This is a genomic window from Acrocarpospora phusangensis, assembly GCF_016862995.1.
GTDB lineage: Bacteria > Actinomycetota > Actinomycetes > Streptosporangiales > Streptosporangiaceae > Acrocarpospora > Acrocarpospora phusangensis.
In genome coordinates this window covers 1-22,614 of record NZ_BOOA01000016.1, presented here as the reverse complement: position 1 = coordinate 22,614, position 22,614 = coordinate 1, and the positions used below count along the sequence as shown (strand labels likewise).

Sequence of the window (22,614 nt, the reverse complement as noted above, 5' to 3'; positions counted from 1 at the left end):
CCATGCGGATCCGCGTGGTCAAGGGGGACATCACCGACCAGCACGCCGACGTGATCGTCAACGCGGCCAACTCCTCGCTGCTGGGCGGCGGCGGGGTGGACGGCGCCATCCACCGGCGCGGCGGCCCGGCGATCCTCGCGGAGTGCCGTGAGCTGCGGGCCTCGGCGTACCGGGACGGGTTGCCGGCCGGGCAGGCGGTGGCCACGACGGCGGGCGAGCTGCGGGCGCGCTGGGTCGTCCACACGGTCGGCCCGGTGTACTCGGCTTCCGAGGACCGGTCGGCCCTGCTGGCGTCCTGCTACCGGGAGAGCCTGCTTCTCGCCGGGCGGCTGGGGGCGCGGAGTGTCGCGTTTCCGGCGATCTCCACGGGGGTCTACCGGTGGCCGCTGGAGAGCGCCGCCGAGATCGCCGTACGCGCGCTGCGCGCCGCCTCGGCCGAGGCGCGCGCGATCGACGATGTCCGGTTCGTGCTGTTCACGGAGGACGCGTACGCGGTCTTCGAGCGGGTGGTGACCGGCGACGAGAGCATCGCCGCCGGGCTGGCCGCCCACCCGGCGGAACGCTGGCACGCGCTGTTCGCGGCCGTGGACGCGCTCACACCGGCCGACCGCGAGGTCACCTGGGAAGGCGGGCGGGAGAACGCCGCCGGGGTGACGCAGCTGCCGTACCCGGTCTACGGCGAGGGGTTCCTGCGGGTGGTGCGCCTGCTCGGGGAGCTGGCCGTCGTGCCGTTCGACTGGCCCGGCTGGACCCGGGCCAGCCCGCTCTTCCCCGAGGGGCGCGGGCTGGCGGAGGCTCCGGTGGCCGACGCCTGCCGGCTGGCCACCGCGTACGTGCGCGGCGAGCGGTTCACCGACGGCGCCCTGGAGTCCGGCCTCCGGAACGGCGCGCTGGACGCGGTCGTCGAGCGGCTGCGGCGCTGGTTCGCCGAGGAGCGTCCCGGGCGCGGCGCGTCCTAGGGGCGGGCGGCCTCGATCAGGGCCTCGATCAGGCGGATGTCCTCGGTGCGCTCCGGGTGCCACTGCACGCCGACGGCGAAGCGGTGGCCCTGGAGCTCGATGCCCTCCACGATCTGGTCGTCGGCCCAGGCGACGGCCAGCAGGTTGGTGCCGAGGCGTTTCACGGACTGGTTGTGGGGCCCGGTGACCTCGGCGCGGTCGCCTATCGCTTTGCCGATCTTGCTGGAGACGCTGACGGTGACCGTGTGCCGCGCGGTGCCGTGCCGGTCGTGGGCGACGACCTCGGGGAGCCACGGGATCAGGGTGCCGCCCTGGGCCACGTTGAGCATGTGCATGCCGCGCGAGACGCCGAGCAGCGGCAGCCCCGCGGCCACGGCGGCGCGGGTGAGGGCGAGCTCGAAGCGGTCGCGGTGCTGCTGGGGCTCGTCGACGCGGGAGTCGCGGGGCTCGCCGTACATGCCGGGGTCCAGTTCGGCGCCGCCGGCCAGCAGGAGGGCGTCCAGGCCGCGCAGGTGGTCCTCGGCCCCGGCGGGGCTCAGCGGCGGCAGCAGCACCGGGAGCCCGCCCGCCTTCTCCACCGCGCGCGCGTACGCCTGCGGGGACAGCACCGCCTCCCTGACCCAGGCGCCCCAGCGGGCGGCCTCCAGATAGGTCGTGATGCCAACGAGCGGACGGGGCATGGCGTTCTCCAGGTGGTTCTTCGCGACGGCTAGCCCATCATGGCGTACTCGATTTCGGTTTTGTCACGTATCCCACGTATCAATGGGAGCTTCAGCACACGACATGAAGATTTTTCACCTTCAGTGTCCGAAAATAAGCCGATAAGACTCACTGAGCATAACGGGACGATTACATAGAGTGCGCTTTCACACCGCCTTGTTAGGAAACAGTTGTGACGCCCGAGTGCGAGTGGAACACTCCGAAATGAGTGTTCGGTTGAGCCGGGGCCGCCGTGCGCTCATCACCCGGAGCCGTCAGGGAGGTGGATCGAGCAGACCGGAGTCGATTTCCGGTCGCCTAGGGTGGGACTCACGCAGATGTCGTTAAATCCGCGCCTCGTCAAAGAAAGCTTCTCGGCCATCGAGCCCGTCGCGGACAAGGCCGCCGCGTACTTCTACGGGCGACTTTTCGCAGAAAATCCGCATTTGAGGGGAATGTTCCCTCCGGCCATGGACGTGCAGCGCGACCGGCTCTTCGGCGCGCTCACCCGGATCGTCTGGATGCTCGACAGCCCGGGCAGCCTCGGCTCGTACCTGGGGCAGCTCGGCCGGGACCACCGCAAGTACGGCGTGGTCGCCGAGCACTACACCGCGGTCGGGAACGCGCTGCTGGCCACCGTCAAGCGGTTCGCCGCCGAGACGTGGAACAGCGAGGTCGAGGCGGCCTGGGTGGCCGCGTACACGGCCGCCGCCGATCTGATGATCGGCTCCGCCGACGCGGACGCGGGGGTGTCCCCGGCCTGGTGGCTGGCGGAGGTGATCGACCACGAGCTGCGCACGCCCGACATCGCCGTGGTCACGCTCCGCCCGGGGCAGCGCCTGGACTTCGCCGCCGGGCAGTACGTCAACGTGCAGACCGCCCGCTGGCCGCGCGTCTGGCGCACGTACTCGATCGCCAACGCGCCGCGGGAGGACAACACGATCCGGCTGCACGTGCGCGCCCTGCCCGGCGGCTGGGTGAGCACCGCGCTGGCCCAGCACACCCGGATCGGCGACCAGGTCCTGATCGGCCCGCCGGTCGGCACGATGACCGCGTGCGACTCGGGCCGCGACATCCTGTGCGTGGCGGGCGGCACCGGCCTGGCCCCGCTGAAGGCCATCGTGGAGCAGGTCATCAGGTCGGGCCGGCGGCCCAACATCCACCTGCTGGTCGGCGCCCGCAAGGCCGCCGACCTGTACGACATGGCGGACCTGGTCCGGATGGAGTCGGGCTTCCCGTGGCTGCGCGTGCTGCCGGTCGTCTCCGAGGAGCCCGCCTACGACGGCATGCGCGGCCAGGTGCCCGACGTGGTGGAGCGCTTCCACTCCTGGGTGGAGCACGAGGTCTACGTGTGCGGCCCGGCCGGCATGGTCAACGAGACCGTGCGCCGCCTGCGGTGCGCCGGGGTCCCGCTCACCCGCATCCACCGGGATGTGATCCAGGCGGAGCAGTGAACGGGGAGCGGTGAATCCGGCCACATCTCCCGTCCGCGCCCGCGATCTCGTCCCGGCTGGCACCATGGGCCCTGAGCCGTCCGCTCCCAGAGGAGGTCTCACATGGACGCACTGCTCGCGATCGGCACCCGCAAGGGCCTGTTCCTGGCCCGGTCCTCCGGTGGCGGCCCGTACGAGATGGATCCGGTGCGCTTCGCCAACGTGGCGGTGCACGCCGTGGCCATCGACACCAGGGACACCGGGGCCGGGCGCCCGCGGGTGATCGCCGCGATCGAGTGGGGGCACTTCGGGCCCTCCGTGCTGTGGTCGGACGACCTGGGCGAGACCTGGCAGGAGGCGGAGAAGCCGCCGGTGGCCTTCCCCGAGGCCACGGGCACGACCCTGGCGAAGGTGTGGCAGCTCCAGCCGTCGCCGACCGAGCCGGGTGTGGTCTGGGCGGGGGCGGAGCCCGCGGCGCTGTTCCGCTCGGAGGACGGCGGCAGGACCTACCGGCTGATGGAGGGCCTGTGGGAGCACCCGACCCGGCCGCGCTGGGTGCCGGGCGGGGGCGGGATGTGCCTGCACACGGTGATCCCGCACGCCACCGACCCGGCCAGGATCGGGGTGGCGGTCTCCACGGCGGGCTTCTTCCGGAGCGAGGACGGCGGGGCCACGTGGGAGCCGGCCAACCGCGGGATCAAGGTGCCGTTCGCCCCGGAGGGCAGCCAGTATCCGGACTTCGGGCAGTGCGTGCACAAGGTGGCCAACCATCCCGCGCACCCGGAGCGGCTGTTCCTGCAGCACCACTGGGGCGTGTACCGGTCCGACGACTTCGGCGGCTCCTGGACCTCCATCGGCGACGACCTGCCCTCCGACTTCGGCTTCCCCGTCGTGATGAATCCGGACAATCCGGATAGCGCCTTCGTGTTTCCGCTGCACGGCGACATGGACCGCACCCCCGTCGGCCACCGGTACGGCGTCTACCGCACCGACGACGCCGGCGACAGCTGGCAGGCGCTCGCCGGGGGCCTGCCGGACGAGCCGGTCTACTCCTCGATCCTGCGCGACGCCATGACCGCCTCCCCCGCCGGGCTCTTCTTCGGCACCCGCGACGGCGAGGTGTACGGCTCCCGCGACGAGGGCGAAAGCTGGGACCTGATCGTCCGCCACCTGCCGGACGTCTTCACCACCCGAGCGGCGGTGCTGTAGATGGCCAAGCCGATCACGCTGGTCACCTTCGTGCTGCCGAGCACGCTCCGCCACTGGGTCGGCCACCAGACCGAGGTCAAGGTGTTCGCCGTCGCCGCCTCCGACGACGACCTGCCGACCCTGGGCGGAGCGCTCGACACGCTCCGCCGGACCCACCCGTCGCTGGAGGAGCGCCTGCGCGACGAGTACGGCGGCCTGCGCCGCCACATCAGCATCTTCGTCTGCGGTGAGAACGCCCGCCGCATCGGCGGGCTGAACTGCGCGCTCCCCCCGGGCGCCGAGGTCTACGTGCTCCCGGCGCTCACCTGAACGCTCACCTGAACGCTCACCGTCAGGGCGCGACCCGGCCGTTGCCGTTGAAGGCCTCGTGGGTGAGGGGCATCAGCCCGGCCCAGAGCGCCTCCATCTTCTCGGCCACCATCTCGATCTCCCGCTGCGGGAACGACGGCACGGTGGCCCGGTCGTCCTTGGTGCGCAGCGACAGGAAGTGCATCAGGGCGCGGGCGTTGCAGGTCGCGTACATGGAGGAGAACAGGCCGACCGGGAGCACCGCCCTGGCCACCTCGCGGGCGATCCCGGCGTCCAGCATCTCCTGGTAGGCCGCGTACGACTGCCGGTAGGAGGCCTCCATCGTGCGCTCCACCAGGGCGTGCTGCTCGTCGGTGCCGTCCAGGAACACGTACTTGCCTGGCCGGCCCTCCTGGACGAGCTTGCGGTCCTTGCCGGGCACGTAGAAGACGGGCTGGAGTTCCCGGTACCGGCCGCTCTCCTCGTTGTACGACCAGACGCGGTGCCGGTGGAACTCGCGGAACACGAAGATGGGCGCGCTGATGAAGAAGGTCATCGAGTTGTGCTCGAACGGGCTGCCGTGCCGGTCGCGCATGAGGAAGTTGATCAGGCCCTTGGACCGCTGGGGATCCTTGTGGACCTCCTCCAGTGACTGCTCCCCCGCCGTCGAGACCCGCGCCGCCCAGAGCACGTCGCTGTCGGACGCGCTGTGCTTGACCAGTTCGACGGTGACATCACTTTGGATCTTTACCATGACCTTCAGCTTAGAAGATTATTCAAAAGCTCGCCCGTCGATGACATCCCCGCGGACAGGGGACTCGCGTCAGCGGCGCCGGACTCCTTTTGAATGACCTTCTAGAAGAAGATCGCGTGCCGGCCGGGACCGCCGTACCGGCACGCGGTCCTCACGTGATGTCGCGCCTGGTGGTGGTGAGGTTGGCGACGACGGCGAAGAGCACCGCGTAGCCGATCAGGAGGAGCGCGCCGCCCCAGGCCGGGAGCAGGTCGGGGGCGCCGAGGCCGGTGTCCACGTCGATGCTCATGAGCGCCGCCGCGCCGCCGCCGGGCAGCCACTTGCCGACCACCTGCAGGGCCGGGATCGCCCCGAAGATGGACTCGATCACGTACGCCCAGACGATCGCGCCGATGAGGGCGGCGATCTGGTTGCGGATCAGGGCGCCGAGGCCGATGCCGAACAGGGCGTACAGGGCGAGGCTTGCGAAGACGCCCAGGACGATCTGCGGGACCCGGTTGCCGGTCAGGTCGAGCTCGCCGCCGGCGGCCAGCACGGCGATGACGCAGGTGACGCCGACGACCAGCAGGGAGACCACCGCGAACAGCACGCCCACGACCACGCCCGCGCCGAGCTTGGCCGCGATGACCCGGCCGCGCTGCGGGGTGGTGAGGAAGGTGCCGGTGATGGTCTGGTAGCGGTACTCACTGGTCATCATGATGACGCCGAGGATCATCGTGAAGATGGTCCCGCCGGACGCCGCGGACAGGCCGATCGGCAGCCAGGCGGGGTCCTCCAGGGCGGGCAGCCCCGGCGCGCCGTTCTGGGCGGGCTCTCCGGCGAAGAAGATGATGAAGAACAGGCTGAGGCCGGTGAGCAGGAGCATCACGATGAGCATCGCCCACCAGATGCGGGTGGTGAAGAGCTTCTGGAGCTCGGCGCGGATCAGCTGGATCATCTGCCCGCCTCCGTGCCGACGGCCGCCGCGGGCTCGTCCCCGGTGAGTTCCAGGAAGACCTGCTGGAGGTCCGAGCGCTCCTGGGTGACCTCGGTCAGCAGGACGCGGTTGTCCAGGGCCAGCTGGCCGATCCGCTCGGTGTCCATGCCGAAGACGCGGAGCACGCCCGGTTCCACCTCTTCCACCCGGGCTCCCGCCTCCTCCAGCGCGGGCCGGAAGTCGGCCCCGGTCCTGACCCGGACGGCGGTGTCGCCGTTCTGGGTGAGCTCGGCGAGCGTGCCCTGCCGGACCAGCCTGCCGCGCGCGATGATCACAACGTTGTCCACGGTCTGCTCCACCTCGGACAGCACGTGGCTGGAGACCAGCACGGCCGCCCCCCGCTCGTGGGCCAGGTGGCGCAGGAAGCCGCGCAGCCACTGGATGCCCGCCGGGTCCAGGCCGTTGGCCGGTTCGTCCAAGATGAACACCTTGGGCTCGCCGAGCAGGGCGGAGCCGAGGGCCAGCCGCTGGCGCATGCCGAGGGAGAAGCCGCCGACCCGCTTCCCCGCCGCGTCGGCCAGGCCGACCGTCTCCAGCGCCTCGTCGGCCCGCCTGGCGGGCAGGCCGGCCGCGGTGCACATGATGCGCAAATGGTTGCGGGCCGTACGGCCCGGGTGGAAGCTCGTGGCCTCAAGCACGGCGCCCACCTCGCTGAGCGGGTGGGCGAGCGTGGTGTATCGCTGCCCGTTGACCAGGGCCTCGCCCGCGTCGGGGGTGACCAGGCCGAGCAGCGAGCGCAGAGTAGTCGTCTTGCCCGCGCCGTTGGGCCCGAGATACCCGGTGACGGTCCCGGCCTCCACGGTGAAGGAGACATCGTTCACGGCGCGTACCGGCCCGAACGATTTCGATAGGTTTCTAATCTCGATAGCACTCATCAGGCAGAATTATCCGCCCAAGATCCACGCCCTGTCCTCCTACTTAAAGACGATATATACGGCGGGCGTTTCCGGACCCGATCATCTGGGCAACGCGGACGGCGTCGGCGGCCGACCATTCGTCCTCCGCCAGCCGCTCCGCCAGCAGCCGGCCGAGGGCGCGGCGGTGATTCAGTGCGCCCAGATAAATGGTTTCGGCCACCCCGGCTCCCCCGGATCCGAAGAGCAGTTTGTGGAACGGCGCGAGCTCCAGCGATTCGGTCAGTGCCGCCGGTCTGGCCTCCCCGGCGTACACGTGCGGGAAGGCGGCGGCCAGCCGGGCCGCCTGCCGGTGGTACGGGTAGCAGTCCAGCAGGATCACCGGCACGCTCAGCGGCAGCAGCGCCCGGATGAACCCGGCCATCCTCGCCGGATCGCCGCGATGCGGCGCGGATGGCCGCGCCCCGCCGTCGCCGCACGGGAACTGGATGGGCAGGGCGCGTTCCCTGGCCACGTCGGCCGCGAGCCAGAGCAGGTGGCGCAGCAGCACCGGGTCGCCCAGGGGCCGTTTGGGGTCGGCCAGCCGCCGTCCCGCCGCCGCCAGCACCGCCCCGCGCGACGGCCGCCCCGCCTCGAAGTCCAGCCCGTACCGGTACGCGACGACCGAGGAGAGGCCCACGCACCGGGACGCCCGCTCCTCCACCTCCCGCTGGAGCCGGTCGAGGTAGTCCAGCGACACGAGCCCCTCGGCCGCGACCTCCTCCTCCACCCGCTCCAGCCGGACGACCTCGTCGGCGGCGGCCCCGCCGAGCCGCCCGGTCTCGGCCGGGGAGAGCAGGTCGCCGTCGCCCCCGCCGTCCATCAGGAAGGCCACCACCCCGGCCGCCCGCAGCAGCCGCCGGTTCGCCTCCTCCGCGCCCAGTTCGGCGCGCCTGGCCAGGTAGACGGCGGGCGGCGCGTGCGGCTCCAGATCCAGCAGGGGCGCGCACCAGCGGCGCACGGCCAGGCCGAGCGGGCTGTCGAAGTGCGTGGTGCCGGGCGGCGCGGGCGCGCCGCTCTCGGTGATCAGCGTCTCGAACGCGGACCTGACCAGGTCGTCGCGGCGCACGCCGTGACAGTGCTGGTCCACGAGGGGGGCCAGCAGGGCCTCGGCGACCTGGTCGGGAAGGCGGGAGCGCATGGGCCTGCCAATCCAGAACGGCGGCCCGCGGGAACCGGGCCGCCCGTTCTGTCGGTGACGTGCGTGGACACGTGGACAAATGGACAGGGGGACTCTAGGTCGCCGTCACCCTCCGTGTCCGCCGATCACGCTCGGTTTTACCCGCAGAGCCGCAGCACGTTCGCGATGATCCGGGCCCCCGCGCCGCCCTCGGTGGTCAGGATCGACTCGGGGTGGAACTGCACCGCGAACCGCCGGTTGGCCACGTCCTCGATCGCCATGACCGCGCCGTCGGCCGTGGCCGCCGTGACCGTGAACCCGTGCACCCCCGGGTGCTTGGCGTGGAGCGAGTGGTACCTGGCGGCGGTGAACGCCTCCGGCAGGCCGTCCAGCAGGGCGCTGTCGCCCTCCCGCTTGACCTGTCCGCGTTTGCCGTGCTCCGGGTACGGCAGCAGCTCCAGCGTCCCGCCCGCCTGCTCGACCATGGCCTGCAGGCCCAGGCAGACGCCGAAGACCGGGAGCTCCCTGGCGTACAGGGCCTTGATCAGGTTGTCGGTGCCGAAGTCGGACGGCCAGCCGGGGCCGGGCGAGAGCACGACCAGGGTGGGCGCGATCCGGTCGACCATGTCGAGCGGGAAGCCGTGCCGGAGGGTGACCACGGAGGCGCCCTGCTGGCGGAAGTAGTCGGCCAGGGTGTTGACGAAGGAGTCCTCGTGGTCGACGAGCAGCACGGTGTGCCCGCTGCCCGGCTGCTCCCGCTCGGGGCCCGGCTCGCCCGCGCCGGCCGGCTTGCCGACCGCGGCGAGGGCGCCGAGCAGGGCGCTGGCCTTGAGCTCGGTCTCGCGCTCCTCGGCGTCGGGGTCGGAGTCGTAGAGCAGCGTCGCGCCGGCCCTGACCGTGGCGACGCCCTCCCTGACCTGGGCGGTGCGCAGGGTGAGGCCGGTGTTCATGGAGCCGTCGAAGCCGATGAAGCCGACGGCGCCGCCGTACCAGCGGCGGGTGGTGGCCTCGTGGTCCTCGATGAACTGCATGGCCCAGGTCTTGGGGGCGCCGGTGACGGTGACCGCCCACATGTGGGTGAGGAAGGCGTCCAGGGCGTCGAACTCGGGGCGCAGGCGGCCTTCGATGTGGTCCACGGTGTGGATCAGCCGGGAGTACATCTCGATCTGGCGGCGGCCGATGACCTTGACCGAGCCGGGCACGCAGATCCGCGACTTGTCGTTGCGGTCCACGTCGGTGCACATGGTCAGCTCCGACTCCTCCTTCACGCTGGACAGGAGCGTGCGGATGGCCTCGGCGTCCTCGACGGGGTTGGCGCCGCGGGCGATGGTGCCGGAGATCGGGCAGGTCTCCACCCGGTCGCCGGCGACCCGGACGTACATCTCCGGGGACGCGCCGACCAGGTGCTCGCCGTCGCCGAGGCTGATCAGGAACTCGTACGGCGCGGGGTTGCTGACCCGCAGCGACCGGTAGAACGCGGCGGGGTCGTCGCAGGGCGCGTGGAAGACCTGGCCGGGCACGACCTCGAACAGGTCGCCGCGCTTGAACTTCTCCTTGGCCCGCGCCACCACTTCCGCATAAGCACCTCTTTCCGGATTTTTCGGGATCTCGGTGGCTTTGCGGAGGGGGTGGGCGTCGCCGGTGCGGGGCAGGTCCCGGGTGGTGGCGCCGTCCACGGCGAAGTCGTAGGTGTACTCGACGCAGGTCTCGCGGACGCGGTCGATGACGACGAGCCGGTCGGGCAGGTGCAGGACCAGGTCGCGCTGGTCCTCGGGGCGGGTGAGGGCGAACCGGATGGGCTCGAACTGGAAGGCCAGGTCGTAGCCGAAGGCGCCGTACAGGCCGAGGTGCGGGTCCTCGCCCTTGAAGGCGGCGATGACCTCGCGGATCGCGGTGAAGACGGTGGGGCGGCGGCTGCGCATCTCCTCGGGCAGGAACTCGGCGGACTCGGCGACCGTCACCTCGATCCAGTCCTCGGTGCGCTCCCCGGCGATCTCGCCGGCCGCGAGCAGGCAGGCCGCCACGGCCGGCAGGACCACCCGGCCGCGCGCGTTGAGCGCCCGGGCGGAGATGTTCCGCCCGCGCGCGACGATCTCCAGGCAGGGATCCACATAGCCGAACGCCCACCGGCTGTACCGGCCGGGGTAGTCCATGCCCGAGGAGAACGCGCCGCCGCGCCGTTCCCCGAGCGCGGTGACGATCTCCTCCAGCGCCGCCTCGGAGACCTCGCGCACGCCGCGCTCGACCTCGACGCCCCCGCCGGTCCTATATCGGGTGATCTCCACGGTTCGCCCCTTGATCTCTCATCGAGCCCCGGGGGCGAATACCAAAAAGGCCGCCCGTTCCGGGGCGGCCAGTGCTTGCTCGCGAATGCGAAAACCTGGGTTCGACTGCCGCCTGTTAGCGGCGCCACCACTGCTGAGGAGTTCGCATGCGGCACACAATAGCGGTGCCGTCCCCGATCGGCAATTCGGCACGTGACAGGAGTATGTCCGTTATGTTACCAATTAGTACGTGATGTCGCGCGTTTCCGTTCGGCGAGACGTGCCCGTGCCGATGCACGACGGTGTCACCCTGCTCGCCGACCTCTACTCCCCCGTGAACTCCTCCGTGAACTCCTTCGTGAACTCCTCCGTGGGCGGCCCCCGCCCGCCCACCATCCTGATCCGCTCGCCGTACGGCCGGTCCGGCATGGTCGGCTGGATGTACGGCAAAGCCTTCGCCCGCCACGGATTCCAGGTCGTGGTGCAGAGCTGCCGGGGCGGCTTCGGCTCCGGCGGCCTGCTCGACCCGCTCGGCGACGAGCACGACGACGGCCTGGCCACCGTCGAGTGGATGCGATCCCAGCCCTGGTACGGCGGCGGCTTCGCCATGCACGGCCCCTCCTACCTGGGCTTCACCCAGTGGGCCATCGCGGCGGAGACCCCCGACCTGCGGGCCATGGCCACCCAGGTGACCGCGTCCTCGTTCCGGGAGGCCGCCTACGTGGGCGGCGCGTTCGCGCTGGAGTCCTCGCTCATCTGGACCACGCTCACGGCGGGCATGGAGGGGCCGATCGGCGGCGCGTCGGCGCTGCTGGCGCCCCGGCGCACCCGGCGGGCGGTCCTGTCGGGACGCCCCCTGGCCGAGCTGGACCGGGTGTCGGCCGGGCGGCCGCTGCCGTTCTTCCAGGACCTGCTGGCCCATCACGGCAACCCGGCCTCCGCGTACTGGCGGAAGCGGGACTTCTCGGCGTCGGTGGAGCGGGTGGCGGCCGAGGTGACGATGACCGGCGGCTGGTACGACGTGTTCCTGCCGTGGCAGCTCAAGGACTACGCGGCGATGCGGGCCGCGGGGCGGCAGCCGTACCTGACGATCGGGCCCTGGTACCACGCGGACGTGCGGCACGGGCGCACGGCCAACGCCGACGCGCTGGCCTGGTTCCGGGCGCACCTGCTGGGCGACCCCTCCGGCCTGCGCACGTCGCCGGTGCGGCTGTACGTGACCGGGGCCGGCGAGTGGCGGGACTACCCGGACTGGCCGGTGCCGGGGACGCGGACACGGCGCTGGCACCTGCAGCCGGGCTTCAACCTGGGCCCGGAGCGCGCGGGCGAGTCCTCGCCGGACCGCTACCGGTACGACCCGGAGCACCCGACGCCGGTGCTGGGCGGCCCGGTGCTGATCGGCAACTCCGAGCCGCGCGACAACCGGCGGCTGGAGGCCCGCAGGGACGTGCTCGTCTACACCTCCCCCAAGCTGACCGCCGACACCGACGTGATCGGCCCGGTCTCCGCCGAGCTGTACGTGCGGACCAGCCGCGAGCACACCGACCTGGTCGTCCGGATCTGCGACGTACGCCCCGACGGGACGTCCATGAACGTGTGCGAGGGAGTGCGGCGGCTCACCCCGGCCGACGCCGCGGACGCCGACGGCGTACGGCGGGTGCCGGTGGACCTGTGGCCGATCGGGCACCGGTTCCGGCGCGGCCACCAGATCCGGGTGCAGGTGGCCAGCGGCGCCTACCCCCGCATCCCGCGCAACCCCGGCACCGGCCTGCCGCTGGGCGCCGGCGGCCCGATGGTGGCCAGCGACCAGGAGGTTTTCCACGATCCGGCGCGCCCGTCCGCCGTGCTGCTGCCGCAGCTCGACTGACCGTTCGCCGCGCTGTAGGCACCGCTCACCGATCAGTCGGGCCGACTGTGACACGGGGAACTTTACGCTGCGATCTGACAGTCTGTCCGGTCTCCCGGAAGGCCTCCTGGAAGGAAAGACGCGTTGGACGCTCCCCGCTCCGACCGCAACCCCTGGTACTGGTTGCTCGTCGTCCCCGTCGTGGTGCCGCTGATCCCCGCGCTGTTCAACTCCATCGAACCGCGCCTGTTCGGCATCCCCCTGTTCTACTGGCTGCAGCTGCTGTTCATCCTGCTCAGCGTGGCCGTCACGCTTCTGGTGCATTGGCGGACCCGGGCATGAGCGGGCACATCACCGAGATCGTCGTCTTCACCGCGCTGTTCGCGCTGGTGAGCGGCATGGGCTTCGTGGCCTCGCGGTGGCGGCGGGCAGACGACCTGGCCAGCCTCAACGAGTGGGGGCTCGGCGGGCGGAACTTCGGGTCGTGGATCACCTGGTTCCTGGTGGGCGGCGACCTCTACACGGCGTACACGTTCGTGGCGGTGCCCGCGCTGCTGTTCGGGGCGGGCGCGATGGGGTTCTTCGCGGTGCCGTACACGGTGATCGTGTATCCGCTGGTGATGCTGATCCTGATCCGGCTCTGGTCGGTCTCGCACGTGCACGGCCTGGTCACCCCGGCGGACTTCGTCCGGGCGCGGTTCGGGTCGCCGACGCTGGCGCTGCTGGTGGCGATCACGGGGATCGTGGCGACGATGCCGTACATCGCGTTGCAGCTGGTCGGGATCGAGGCCGTGCTGAAGACCATGGGGGTCTCCGGGGACCTGCCGCTGATCATCGCGTTCGCGATCCTGGCGGCGTACACCTACCAGTCGGGGCTGCGGGCGCCCGCGCTGATCGCGTTCGTCAAGGACACGCTCATCTACGTGGTCATCCTGGTGGCGATCATCTACATCCCGGCGCGGCTCGGCGGCTGGGGGGCGATCTTCGACGCGGCCCAGGCCAAGTTCGACGCGACGCCCGCCCCCGGCGACGGCATCCTCCTCAACGCCAACAACCAGCTCCAGTACGTGACCCTGGCGCTGGGCTCCGCGCTGGCGCTGTTCCTCTACCCGCACAGCGTGACCGGCGTGCTGGCCTCCAAAAACCGGGACGTGATCAAGCGGAACATGTCGGCGCTGCCCGCCTACAGCCTGCTGCTCGGTCTGATCGCGCTGCTCGGCTACATGGCCATCGCGGCCGGGGTCACCCCGATCGGGCGGGACGTGAACACGGTCGTGCCGCAGCTGTTCGACCGCATGTTCCCGGACTGGTTCGCGGGCGTGGCGTTCGCGGCGGTGGGCATCGGGGCGCTGGTCCCAGCGGCCATCATGTCGATCGCGGCGGCCAACCTGTTCACCCGCAACATCTACCGGGAGTACATCAGGCCGGACGCCACCGACGCCCAGGAGGCCTCGGTGAGCAAGATCACCTCGCTGGTGGTGAAGGTCGGCGCGGTGCTGTTCATCCTGCTCATCGACCCGCAGTTCTCCATCGACCTGCAGCTCATCGGCGGCGTGATCATCCTGCAGACGCTGCCGTCCATCACCCTCGGCCTGTTCAGCCGCTGGTTCCACCGGGCCGGCCTGATCGCGGGCTGGGTGGCGGGCATGTCGGCCGGCATGGTGCTGCTCTACAACATCTCCAACCCGGCCATCGACCACGCCCATTTCGGCGGTTCGGCCTTCCCGCTGGAGAAGCTGGGCCTGGACACCAAGATGACCGTGTACGCGGGCTTCCTGGCCCTGATCGTGAACCTGGTCTTCGCGGTGCTGGGCACGCTGATCGCCCGCGCCGCGAAGGTGGCCGACGGGCCCGACGCCACGCGGCCGGACGACTACTACGCCGACGCCGGCGACCCCAAGCTCCGGGATCTGGAGATCAGCGGCTCCACGTGATCGCCTGACGGCGAGGGGGTCCCCGCGGTCCCCTCGCCGCCGCGGCGGATCTTCTGCGATCATCAGCGGGCAGATCGCAGGAGACGCGAGGGAGCGCTGATGAAACCGGCGACCGCCGAGAGCGGAGGAGCCCTGTACCGGGCCAGCCTCACCGCCAAACAGATCCTCATCCTGATCGCTCTCACCGCGGTCATCCTCTGGGTGCTCTACCAGGTGCGCACGGTGGCCATCTCCGCCGTCTTCGCCGTCTTCTTCACCGCCCTCATGTACCCCCCGGCCCGCTGGCTCCGCGCCCGCGGCGTCAACCGCACCCTCTCCACGCTCCTGGTGGTCCTGGGCGGCCTGGCGCTGTTCGCCGGCTTCATCGCCCTGCTGGTGCCGCCGACCGTGAGCGGCTTCGGCCAGCTCGGCGAGAGCGTGGACAAGGCCGTCGCCGACCTGCAGACGTTCGCCGCCTCCCTCGGCCTGGACCAGGCCCGCCTGGACGAGCTGATCGCCCAGGCCCGCACCTTCCTCCAGGAACGCGGCCAGATGATCGCCACCGGCGCGCTCACCGGCGTCACCATCGCGGGCGAGATCGTGATCGGCGCCGTGCTGGCCGTCATCCTGGCCATCTACCTGGTGCACAGCGGCGACGTGCTGCTGCGCTGGCTCGCCGACCTGTCGCCCCGCGCGTCCCGGCCGCACATCGTCACCACCAGCCGGGTCGTCTTCGACGTGGTCGGCCGCTACATCCGGGGCGTCGCCGCGGTCGGCTTCGTGGACGGCTTCTTCATCGGCCTGGCCCTGTGGCTGCTCGGCGTGCCCATCGCGCTTCCGCTCGCCGTACTGACCTTCCTGGGCGCCTTCCTGCCCGTGGTTGGCGCGTTCCTGGCCGGGCTGCTGGCCGCCGTGGTGGCCTTCGTGGCCAAGGGCTGGCTGGTCGCCGTGATCGTCATCGCCGTCGTGATCCTCATCCAGCAGCTCGAAGGGCACGTGCTGGCCCCCATGATCTACGGCAAGGCGCTGGACCTGCCCGGCGCCGTCATCCTGGTCGCCCTGGCCGTCGGCAGCGTCGTGGCCGGCATCGTCGGCGCCTTCCTGGCCGCGCCGGTCACCTCCGTCGCCGTCGCCCTGATCCGCAGCGCGCAGGGCCGCTCCCCCGACTCGGGCCCGCCCGCGACCCCGCCGGAGACGCCCAAACCCCCGCCTCCGGCGCCCGCGCCCGCGCCCGCCTGAAAACGCGTTGCGGTCGGAGGGCTGAGCCCCGCACGCTGGGCGGGTGGGGATTCTTGAGGCGGTAGACCTCGCCAAACGGTTCGGGGACGTGCAGGCCGTGGACGGGATCAGTCTCACGGTCGGCACGGGCGAGATCGCCGGACTGCTCGGCCCGAACGGAGCAGGCAAGTCGACGACCCTGCACATGCTGCTCGGCCTGGTCACGCCGGACTCGGGCACCGTCCGCATGTTCGGCCTCGACCTGGCCAGGCACCGCACGGAGGTGCTCAGCCGGGTCAACTTCTCGGCCAGCTACCTGGGCCTGCCCGGCGTGCTCCACGTCCGCGAGGTCCTGGACGCCTTCGCCCGCCTGTACGGCCTGCGCCGCCCCCGCCGCCGCGTCGCCGAGATCGTCGACCTGCTGGACCTGGGCGCGCTGGCCCGGCGCAAGGTGATCGAGCTCTCCTCCGGCCAGCACACCCGCGTGCAGTTGGCCAAGGCCCTGCTCAACGAGCCGCGCCTGCTGATCCTGGACGAGCCGACGGCCGCCCTGGACCCGGACGCCGGCGACCGCATCCGCGGCCTGCTCGTGCGGGTCGCGCGGGAGACCGGGACGGCGCTGCTGATCACCTCGCACAACATGCGCGAGGTCGAGCGCATGTGCGATCGCATCCACTTCGTGTCCGCGGGCCGGATCGTCGCCCGGGGCAGCGCGGCCGAACTGGCCAGCGACTTCGGCGTGGACGACCTGGAGGAGGTCTTCCTCAAGGTCGCCAGGGAAGGCACGGTGCCGGCATGAGCGTCACGGACCTCGCGTACCCGCCGTTGAGCCTGGCCGCGCGGCGCAGGCGGATCGGCGGGGTCGTCGTGCGGGACCTGGCGGCGCTCCGGCGGAGCCCGATCCGGGTGTTCGAGATCGTCTTCTGGCCGGTCATCGAGCTGGTGGTGTGGGGCTATGTGACGCTCTTCCTCCAGGCCCAGAAGGTGCCGTTCATCGTCTCCATGCTGCTCGGCGCGGTCCTGCTCTGGCAGGTGCTGCACCGGGCCGCCAACGAGGTGGCGATCGGCTTCCTGGAGGACATCTGGAGCAGGAACCTGCTCAACGTGCACGTCACCCCGGTCACCCCGGCGGAGTACCTGACCGGCCTGGTGCTCTTCTCCCTCACCAAGATCGCCGCCAGCATCGTCATCATGGCCGTCCTCGCGTACGTCCTGTACGGGTTCGGCCTGCTCACCGTCGGCATCGGGCTGGTGCCGTTCATGGCCGTCCTCATGGTCATGGGCTGGGCGCTGGCCGTCGTCGCGATCTCCTGCGTGCTGCGCTTCGGCGAGGGCGCCCAGGTGATCGCCTGGAGCCTGGTCTTCGTCTTCCAGCCGCTGGCGGGCGTCTTCTACCCGGTCTCGGTCCTGCCGCAGGCCCTCCAGACGATCGCCGCCTTCGTCCCCGCCACCCACGTCTTCGAGGGCATGCGCGCGGTGCTCGGCGGCGGCGCCATCCCCTGGGACCGCCTCACCGCCGCCGCGTGCCTCGACGTCGCCTACGTGGCCGCCGCCCTCTGGCTGTACGGCCTGACCCTCCGCCACGCCAGGACCAAGGGCAGACTGTCCCGCTTCGGGGAGTAGCCGTACGCATACGAGCCCGGCATGCCCGGCAAACCACCGGCCGCGATGGGGCGTCCACCAGTCGGAATGGACGATCCCATCACGACCGAGGAACTGGGCGACGCGGAACTCCGCGTGCGCCTCGTCCTCATCCACGCACTCCACATGGAAGCGGAGAAACTCCTCGGCGTGGCAGGGGAATCCGGCGAATAAACGAGTCCTCTTCAGGTGCGGTATGGTGCCGCTGGCAAGAGGAGGCCAGAGTCCATGAGTGAGGCGGGCTCCCCGCTGGTGCAGGGCTACGAGGTGCTGGACATCCTCGGGCAGGGCGGGTTCGGCGTGGTCTACCGGGCCAGGCAGCTGGCCGTCGGCCGCGAGGTGGCCCTGAAGATCGACAACCGGGTGCTGGTGTCGGATCGGGACCGGCGGCGGTTCATGCGCGAGGTCACCTCGGCCGGGGCGCTGTCGGGGCATCCGCACGTGGCGGACGTGTACGACGCGGGCGTGATGCCGGACGGGCGGCCGTACATGGTGCTGGAGCTGTGCCCGGGCGGGTCGCTGGCCGACCGGCTGCGCAAGCACGGGCCGCTGAGCGTGCGCGAGGTGCGCGACATCGGCATCAAGATCGCCGACGCGCTGGCCGCCGCGCACGCCGCCGGGGTGCTGCACCGGGACGTGAAGCCGGCCAACATCCTGATCAACTCGTACGGCCTGGTGGCGCTGTCGGACTTCGGGCTGGCCACCATGCCGTCCTCCGGCGAGGGCGCCGAACTGTCGGTGACCCGGGAGTCTTTGACGCCCGCGTACGCGCCGCCGGAGGCCTTCGAGCTGACCGAGCCCACCGCCGCCGGCGACGTGTACGCGCTGGCCGCCACCCTCTACGCCCTGCTGAGCGGCCGGCCGCCCCGCTTCCCCCAGAACGGCGTCGTCAACATCGCCGTGATCATGGCGTTGCACCGGCAGCCGATCCCGGACATCGCGGGCGTCCCGGTGGCCCTCGTGGACGTCCTCAGGGACGCCATGGCCAGCAACCCGGGCCGGCGCACCCAGACCGCGGCCCGCTTACGCGACGCCCTGACCCTGCTCACCGTGGACGGCACCAGCGCGGGCCCCGCCCCCGCCGCCCTGTCCTCCCCCCGCGACGACTCTCCCGGCGCGTACGCGGGAGCGTCGGCGGGTCATGGCCCCGGCGGGGTTCCCCCCAACGCGGGACCGGCGCATGGTCCGGGCGGATCGCCCAAGGCGGGCTTATACGCAGAACCACCCCACGGACCCGGTGGGCCGCCGTCCAAGACGGGCCCGCCTTTCGCCCCCGGAGGGCCGCCTCCCCAAGCGGGCCCGCCCTTCGGGCCCGGCGGGCCATCCCCCCAAGCGGGACCATCCTTCGGATCCGGCGGGCCGCCCCCCCAAGCGGGACCATCCTTCGGATCCGGCGGGCCACCGCCCCAGCCCGGGGGTTACGCGCCGCCGCCCGGCTACGCTCCTCCCGGGCCGGGCGGGTACGCCGCTCCGCCGATCCCCTACTCGATGACCTCCCCGGGCGGCGGGGCCTACGCGGGGCCGGACGTGCACCGGGCGGCCACCACGCCCAAGATCGCGCCGTCGTCCCCGCCGTCCCCGCCGCCCGCCCGGAACTCCACCGCCGTGTTCGCGGTGATCGCCGCGATCTTCGCGTTGCTGCTGGCCGGCGGCATCGTCTACATGGTCCTGGACCGGGATCCCGGCGGGACAGGAACCGGGAGCGTGCCCAGCATCGGCCAGGAACTCGGCGGCGGCGAGGAGAAGGCCGGCATCGAGGTGGCGACCTACACCGACGGCTGCGCGGCCGCGACGGTGCCGGGTGCGGCCTGCGTCAAGGAGTCCGAGTGCTGGAGCGGCATCGTCTCCATCGCGGGCGCGGTGACCTCCCCCCGGGTCGGCTGTGAGGCGCAGCACGCCTGGGAGACGTTCGCCGTCGCGCCGCTGCCCCTGGACGCCCTCACCAGCAACCTGAACGAGCTGGAGCAACACCCCACGGTCACCAAGCTCTGCTCGATGAAGGTGCTGATGGCCTCCCGATCGGCCGCCGCCGCGCGCTACACGGCCGACCGCTGGCAGCTGTCGGTCCTGCCGCCGTCCACCGAGCAGTTCTCCCGCGGCGTGCGCAGCTACCGCTGCGTCGGCGGGGTCGTCGGCCGCAGCGACCCGGGCACGTACTTCGCCAAGTGACGGCGCGCCCGGGTGCCGCGGATCAGGGCATCAGCTCGGCCAGCGCGTCCTGCAGGTAGTCCACGAAGTCCCAGACGTCCGGGACCATCTCCCGGTCCACGACGATGCCGACGTCCAGGAACCCGTCGTAGGAGAAGACGGTGATGTTGATGCCGCCGCTGACGTCGGTGATGACCGAGACCGGGTACTGGGCCAGCACGCGGGCGCCACAGATGTAGAGGGGAAGCTGCGGCCCCGGCACGTTGGAGATCATCAGGTTCATGGCCGGGACGGTCCTGGCGGCCAGCCGGAAGGCGGCCCGGTCGGCCAGGCTGCTCAGCGCGGCCGGCATGGCCTGGCTGAACTCCAGCAGCCAGGTCGCGGGGGCGACCGCGAACCGTTCCTTCACCGCCGCCATCGCCGTGCTCACCAGCGCCAGCCGCGCCCGCGGGTCGGCCACGTCCGTGGGGATGCCGGTGGTGGCCAGCAGGACCTGGTTGGCGATCGAGTCGTCGGCGGCCTCGCCCCGGGTGGAGAACGGGATGCCCACCACCAGCGGCTCCGCGGGCAGCTCGTCCCGCTGCACCAGCCAGCGGCGGACGGCGGACGCGCACAGCGCCATCACCACGTCGTTGACGGTGACCCCGTGCGCGTTCTTGACCTTCTTCACGTCGGCCAGCGACAGCCTGCCGAACGCGAACCGCCGATGCGGCGTGATCGGCCCGGAGAACGGCGTACGCGGCACGGTCAGGCGGGGCAGGTCGGGCAGTTCGGGGCCGGGCGTGTCCCCGGTCCAGCCCATCCCGCGGATGACCCGCGCCACCAGCCCGGCTCCCGGGATCTGGGAGACGACGGGCATCTCGTCCAGCCGGGGCACGGCGTTGCTGACGAAACGCAGCACGGCCGAGGGGTTGTCGAGCAGCCGGGACACCCCGCGGCTGATCATCTCCGGCAGCTCGGGCGCGGTCTCCGGCGGCGTCAGGTCGGGCTCGACCTCGCGCGGCTCCGGCGTCAGGTCCATCAGCGCGGCCAGCACCTCGGCGCCCTCGATGCCGTCGATGGCGGCGTGGTGGACCTTGGTGTAGATCGCGACCCTGCCGCCCGCGAGGCCGTGGATCAGGTAGAGCTCCCAGAGCGGCCTGCGCCGGTCCAGCCGCCTGCCGTGCAGCCGCGCCACCTGCTCGCCGAGCTGGTGGTCGTTGCCGGGCGGGGGCAGCGCGAGCTCCCGCACGTGGTAGTCGAAGTCGACCTCCCGGTCCTCCGCCCAGTACGGATGGTCCAGCCCGAACGGCACCTCGACCAGCCTGCGCCGCAGCGGCGGCGCGAGATGCGCGCGCTCCCGGAGCAGGTCGATGATCGCGTCCTTGGCCACCATCCCGCCGGGGGCGGAGGAGGGGTCGAGCACGGTCAGCCCGGCGATGTGCGCGAGGTTGGCGGCCGTCTCGAAGTTGAGGAACTGCGCGTCCAGCGCGCTCAATTGCCGTCCCATGACGCTCACCCTAGTGCCGGTGGACCGCGTCGGGCTGGCTCGGATCGCCCGGATGCTCGAACCCCGGCGACAGCCGTACATAGGCGGCGGTCCTGGCCTGGAGCCACCGCGCGAACTCCTCCTCACGCCGGGCGGCCGTGAGCTCCCGTCCGACCTCCTCCCGAACCGTCTGGTACGGCTTGCGCCCCCCGCCCTCGATCCGCTCCACAGTGATCGTCCACGGGCCGCCCGGCCCTTCGACCGGCCCCACGACCTCACCCTCGGCGGCCCCGAAGACGGCCTCCTCGATCGGCCCGGTGAGTTCCCCGCGCCGGACCGGACCGAGCTCACGAGTCCACCGAACCTCGGGCACGGTGAACCTGTCACCATTGCGCACGTAGTAGCCGGATATTTCGGCTTCGTCCGCGTGGATGTTGCCGGTGACCTGCTCAAACAGGGCGCGCCCATCCGGAGTGGCGAGCACGGCCGCGACCACTCCGCCGGTCCGCATGGCCAACTCCAGACTCAGCTCCGCCCCCGCCCCGGAGCCCCGCCGCTCAGCCATCTCCTGCCGGACGAGAAGCTCGGCCACCATCACCTGAACCAGCCACCGCCGCACGTTGCGCCCCTCAGGCGCGTCCGGATGAGGCAGCCTCCCCGCCAGTGGACCTCCACGGATGTCCGCCAGCCGGACCTCCACCTCAGCAACGGTGATCTCCTGCCCGCGAACGACAGCGGCCACCTTCACCGTCCGCCCCCCACCAGATCGACGGCGCCCCCATCGCTCCGGCCCTCATCGCTCCGGCCCTCATCGCTCCGGCCTCCATCGCTCCAGCCTCCATCGCTCCGGCCCTCATCGCTCCAGACTCCATCGCTCCAGCCTCCATCGCTCCAGCCTCCATCGCATCGAGGACGGCTTCTCATGCCCGGACGAGAGCGGCGACGCCCGCAGCCAGACCTCGTCCGGTCGCCGACGATCTCCCCCTCGCGGGCCGCGGCGGTTCTCACGGGATGACCTCGATCTCGATGGTCTCGGTGTAGTGGAGCCAGCCGGCGCAGGCCACCTTGACCAGGGCCCACCAGCGGCCGGGCAGGCCCGCGACGACCGGGAAACGCACGTCCGCCTCGCCCTCGGCGGGGATGACGACGCCCGTGTTCCAGGTGGGGAACATGTCGTAGGTTCCCCACGGGCTGATGAGCTGGGTCTGGACGGAGACCGGGGTGAGGGCGCCGGAGGCCAGCCGGACGGCGATCTCGGCGTGCTCGCCGGATCTCAGCCGCAGGGGGCCGGTGGTCGTGACGCCGAGGCCGACGGGGTGACGGCCGCCGATGTGGACGCGGGTGATGTCCTCGTACTCCTGGCCGGCGAAGGAGGTGCGGGCGCGGAGCCAGTAGAGGCCGTCGCGGACGCCCGGCGGGAGGGCGAAGCTCACGGGGACGGTGGCGTGGCCCCCGGGCGGCAGGACGTACGGGCGGATCGCGGGCTCGACCAGCCAGCCGTCGGGGGCGAGCAGGCTCACGACGCCCTCGGCGGTGTCCTCGGTGAGCGAGGAGGCGATCGAGAGGGTGAGTTCGCCGGGACCGTCGAGGTCGGCGGCGGACAGGTGCACGGCGACGGGCATGTTCCCGATCGGGGCCGGGCCGGTGTTGTTGAGCCAGTAGCGGGTGAAGACGGGCTGGTGCGGTTCGGCGGCGGGCAACGGCGGCGCGGCGCAGTCCACCTCGGCGACGAAGGTCGCGACCTCCATGCCGGTGAGCGTTTCGGGCGCCGGGCCGATGACGTTC

Annotated in this window: 21 protein-coding genes and 2 pseudogenes; 13 read left to right on the top strand and 10 right to left on the bottom strand. The window is 71.7% G+C overall.

Annotated features, from left to right (window positions below; translation table 11 throughout):
- Positions 1 to 2: 2 nt before the first annotated feature.
- A pseudogene (locus tag Aph01nite_RS41360) lies at positions 3 to 512 on the top strand (O-acetyl-ADP-ribose deacetylase); the annotation flags it as partial.
- Positions 507 to 959 (top strand): DUF6508 domain-containing protein, encoded by a 453-nt coding sequence (locus Aph01nite_RS41355; protein WP_239161620.1) that lies wholly within the window; start codon positions 507 to 509, stop codon positions 957 to 959. The pseudogene Aph01nite_RS41360 and the gene Aph01nite_RS41355, both read left to right, overlap by 6 nt.
- On the opposite strand, the gene Aph01nite_RS12020 is transcribed toward Aph01nite_RS41355, so the two are convergent.
- Positions 956 to 1,639, bottom strand: coding sequence for a gamma-glutamyl-gamma-aminobutyrate hydrolase family protein (locus Aph01nite_RS12020; protein ID WP_204040907.1), 684 nt, complete (start codon positions 1,637 to 1,639; stop codon positions 956 to 958). The genes Aph01nite_RS41355 and Aph01nite_RS12020 overlap by 4 nt on opposite strands.
- Before the next feature lie 357 nt (positions 1,640 to 1,996).
- Here Aph01nite_RS12020 and Aph01nite_RS12015 point away from each other — a divergent pair, with 357 nt between their 5' ends.
- The 3 genes from Aph01nite_RS12015 (at position 1,997) to Aph01nite_RS12005 (ending at position 4,609) form a co-directional block, all read left to right on the top strand.
- Positions 1,997 to 3,112, top strand: coding sequence for a globin domain-containing protein (locus tag Aph01nite_RS12015; RefSeq protein WP_204040906.1), 1,116 nt, complete (start codon positions 1,997 to 1,999; stop codon positions 3,110 to 3,112).
- A 102-nt stretch (positions 3,113 to 3,214) separates the two neighbouring features.
- Entirely contained in the window at positions 3,215 to 4,300 is a 1,086-nt protein-coding gene (locus tag Aph01nite_RS12010; protein ID WP_204040905.1) for a WD40/YVTN/BNR-like repeat-containing protein, read from the top strand.
- Positions 4,301 to 4,609 carry a ubiquitin family protein gene (locus Aph01nite_RS12005; RefSeq protein WP_204040904.1) on the top strand — a complete coding sequence of 103 codons (309 nt, stop codon included), beginning with the start codon at positions 4,301 to 4,303 and terminating at the stop codon, positions 4,607 to 4,609.
- Between the two features lie 22 nt (positions 4,610 to 4,631).
- Here Aph01nite_RS12005 and thyX read toward each other — a convergent pair whose 3' ends face one another.
- The 5 genes from thyX to Aph01nite_RS11980 form a co-directional block, all read right to left on the bottom strand.
- Positions 4,632 to 5,342 (bottom strand): FAD-dependent thymidylate synthase, encoded by a 711-nt coding sequence (gene thyX, locus Aph01nite_RS12000; RefSeq protein ID WP_204040903.1) that lies wholly within the window; start codon positions 5,340 to 5,342, stop codon positions 4,632 to 4,634.
- 151 nt (positions 5,343 to 5,493) lie between these two features.
- Positions 5,494 to 6,279, bottom strand: coding sequence for an ABC transporter permease (locus tag Aph01nite_RS11995; RefSeq protein ID WP_204040902.1), 786 nt, complete (start codon positions 6,277 to 6,279; stop codon positions 5,494 to 5,496).
- Positions 6,276 to 7,139 (bottom strand): ABC transporter ATP-binding protein, encoded by an 864-nt coding sequence (locus Aph01nite_RS11990; RefSeq protein WP_239161610.1) that lies wholly within the window; start codon positions 7,137 to 7,139, stop codon positions 6,276 to 6,278. The genes Aph01nite_RS11995 and Aph01nite_RS11990 overlap by 4 nt, the downstream gene beginning before the upstream one ends.
- A 97-nt stretch (positions 7,140 to 7,236) precedes the next feature.
- Positions 7,237 to 8,352 carry an amidohydrolase gene (locus Aph01nite_RS11985; protein ID WP_204040900.1) on the bottom strand — a complete coding sequence of 372 codons (1,116 nt, stop codon included), beginning with the start codon at positions 8,350 to 8,352 and terminating at the stop codon, positions 7,237 to 7,239.
- Between the two features lie 137 nt (positions 8,353 to 8,489).
- Complete coding sequence (locus Aph01nite_RS11980; RefSeq protein ID WP_204040899.1) at positions 8,490 to 10,616, bottom strand: anthranilate synthase component I; 2,127 nt, start codon at positions 10,614 to 10,616, stop codon at positions 8,490 to 8,492.
- 271 nt (positions 10,617 to 10,887) lie between these two features.
- Between Aph01nite_RS11980 and Aph01nite_RS11975 the strand changes: the two genes are divergently transcribed.
- From Aph01nite_RS11975 to Aph01nite_RS11945, 8 genes are all read left to right on the top strand, one after another.
- The gene (locus tag Aph01nite_RS11975) at positions 10,888 to 12,462 is read left to right on the top strand and encodes a CocE/NonD family hydrolase (RefSeq protein WP_239161619.1); all 1,575 of its coding nucleotides are present in this window, start codon (positions 10,888 to 10,890) and stop codon (positions 12,460 to 12,462) included.
- 123 nt (positions 12,463 to 12,585) lie between these two features.
- The gene (locus tag Aph01nite_RS11970; RefSeq protein WP_204040897.1) at positions 12,586 to 12,783 is read left to right on the top strand and encodes a DUF3311 domain-containing protein; all 198 of its coding nucleotides are present in this window, start codon (positions 12,586 to 12,588) and stop codon (positions 12,781 to 12,783) included.
- A complete protein-coding gene (mctP, locus tag Aph01nite_RS11965; RefSeq protein WP_204040896.1) occupies positions 12,780 to 14,375 on the top strand; it encodes a monocarboxylate uptake permease MctP in 1,596 nt (531 codons plus the stop codon). Before Aph01nite_RS11970 ends, mctP begins: the two co-directional genes overlap by 4 nt.
- A 99-nt stretch (positions 14,376 to 14,474) precedes the next feature.
- Positions 14,475 to 15,593, top strand: coding sequence for an AI-2E family transporter (locus tag Aph01nite_RS11960; RefSeq protein WP_204040895.1), 1,119 nt, complete (start codon positions 14,475 to 14,477; stop codon positions 15,591 to 15,593).
- 43 nt (positions 15,594 to 15,636) lie between these two features.
- Complete coding sequence (locus Aph01nite_RS11955; protein WP_204040894.1) at positions 15,637 to 16,371, top strand: ABC transporter ATP-binding protein; 735 nt, start codon at positions 15,637 to 15,639, stop codon at positions 16,369 to 16,371.
- Complete coding sequence (locus tag Aph01nite_RS11950) at positions 16,368 to 17,195, top strand: ABC transporter permease (protein ID WP_204040893.1); 828 nt, start codon at positions 16,368 to 16,370, stop codon at positions 17,193 to 17,195. The genes Aph01nite_RS11955 and Aph01nite_RS11950 overlap by 4 nt, the downstream gene beginning before the upstream one ends.
- A gap of 66 nt (positions 17,196 to 17,261) precedes the next feature.
- Positions 17,262 to 17,387 carry a hypothetical protein gene (locus Aph01nite_RS42120; protein WP_275419157.1) on the top strand — a complete coding sequence of 42 codons (126 nt, stop codon included), beginning with the start codon at positions 17,262 to 17,264 and terminating at the stop codon, positions 17,385 to 17,387.
- 54 nt (positions 17,388 to 17,441) lie between these two features.
- Positions 17,442 to 19,382, top strand: a complete 1,941-nt coding sequence (locus Aph01nite_RS11945) for a serine/threonine-protein kinase (RefSeq protein ID WP_204040892.1) — start codon at positions 17,442 to 17,444, stop codon at positions 19,380 to 19,382.
- Between the two features lie 22 nt (positions 19,383 to 19,404).
- Here Aph01nite_RS11945 and Aph01nite_RS11940 read toward each other — a convergent pair whose 3' ends face one another.
- From Aph01nite_RS11940 to Aph01nite_RS11930, 4 genes and pseudogenes are all read right to left on the bottom strand, one after another.
- Complete coding sequence (locus tag Aph01nite_RS11940) at positions 19,405 to 20,850, bottom strand: WS/DGAT/MGAT family O-acyltransferase (RefSeq protein ID WP_204040891.1); 1,446 nt, start codon at positions 20,848 to 20,850, stop codon at positions 19,405 to 19,407.
- Positions 20,851 to 20,860: 10 nt separating this feature from the next.
- Positions 20,861 to 21,448, bottom strand: coding sequence for a peptidylprolyl isomerase (locus Aph01nite_RS11935; protein WP_204040890.1), 588 nt, complete (start codon positions 21,446 to 21,448; stop codon positions 20,861 to 20,863).
- A gap of 21 nt (positions 21,449 to 21,469) precedes the next feature.
- Positions 21,470 to 21,571: pseudogene (locus Aph01nite_RS42790) on the bottom strand (DUF7158 domain-containing protein); the annotation flags it as partial.
- Positions 21,572 to 21,833: 262 nt separating this feature from the next.
- On the bottom strand, positions 21,834 to 22,614 hold a 781-nt coding region (locus tag Aph01nite_RS11930), incomplete at its 5' end, for a COG1470 family protein (protein WP_239161609.1).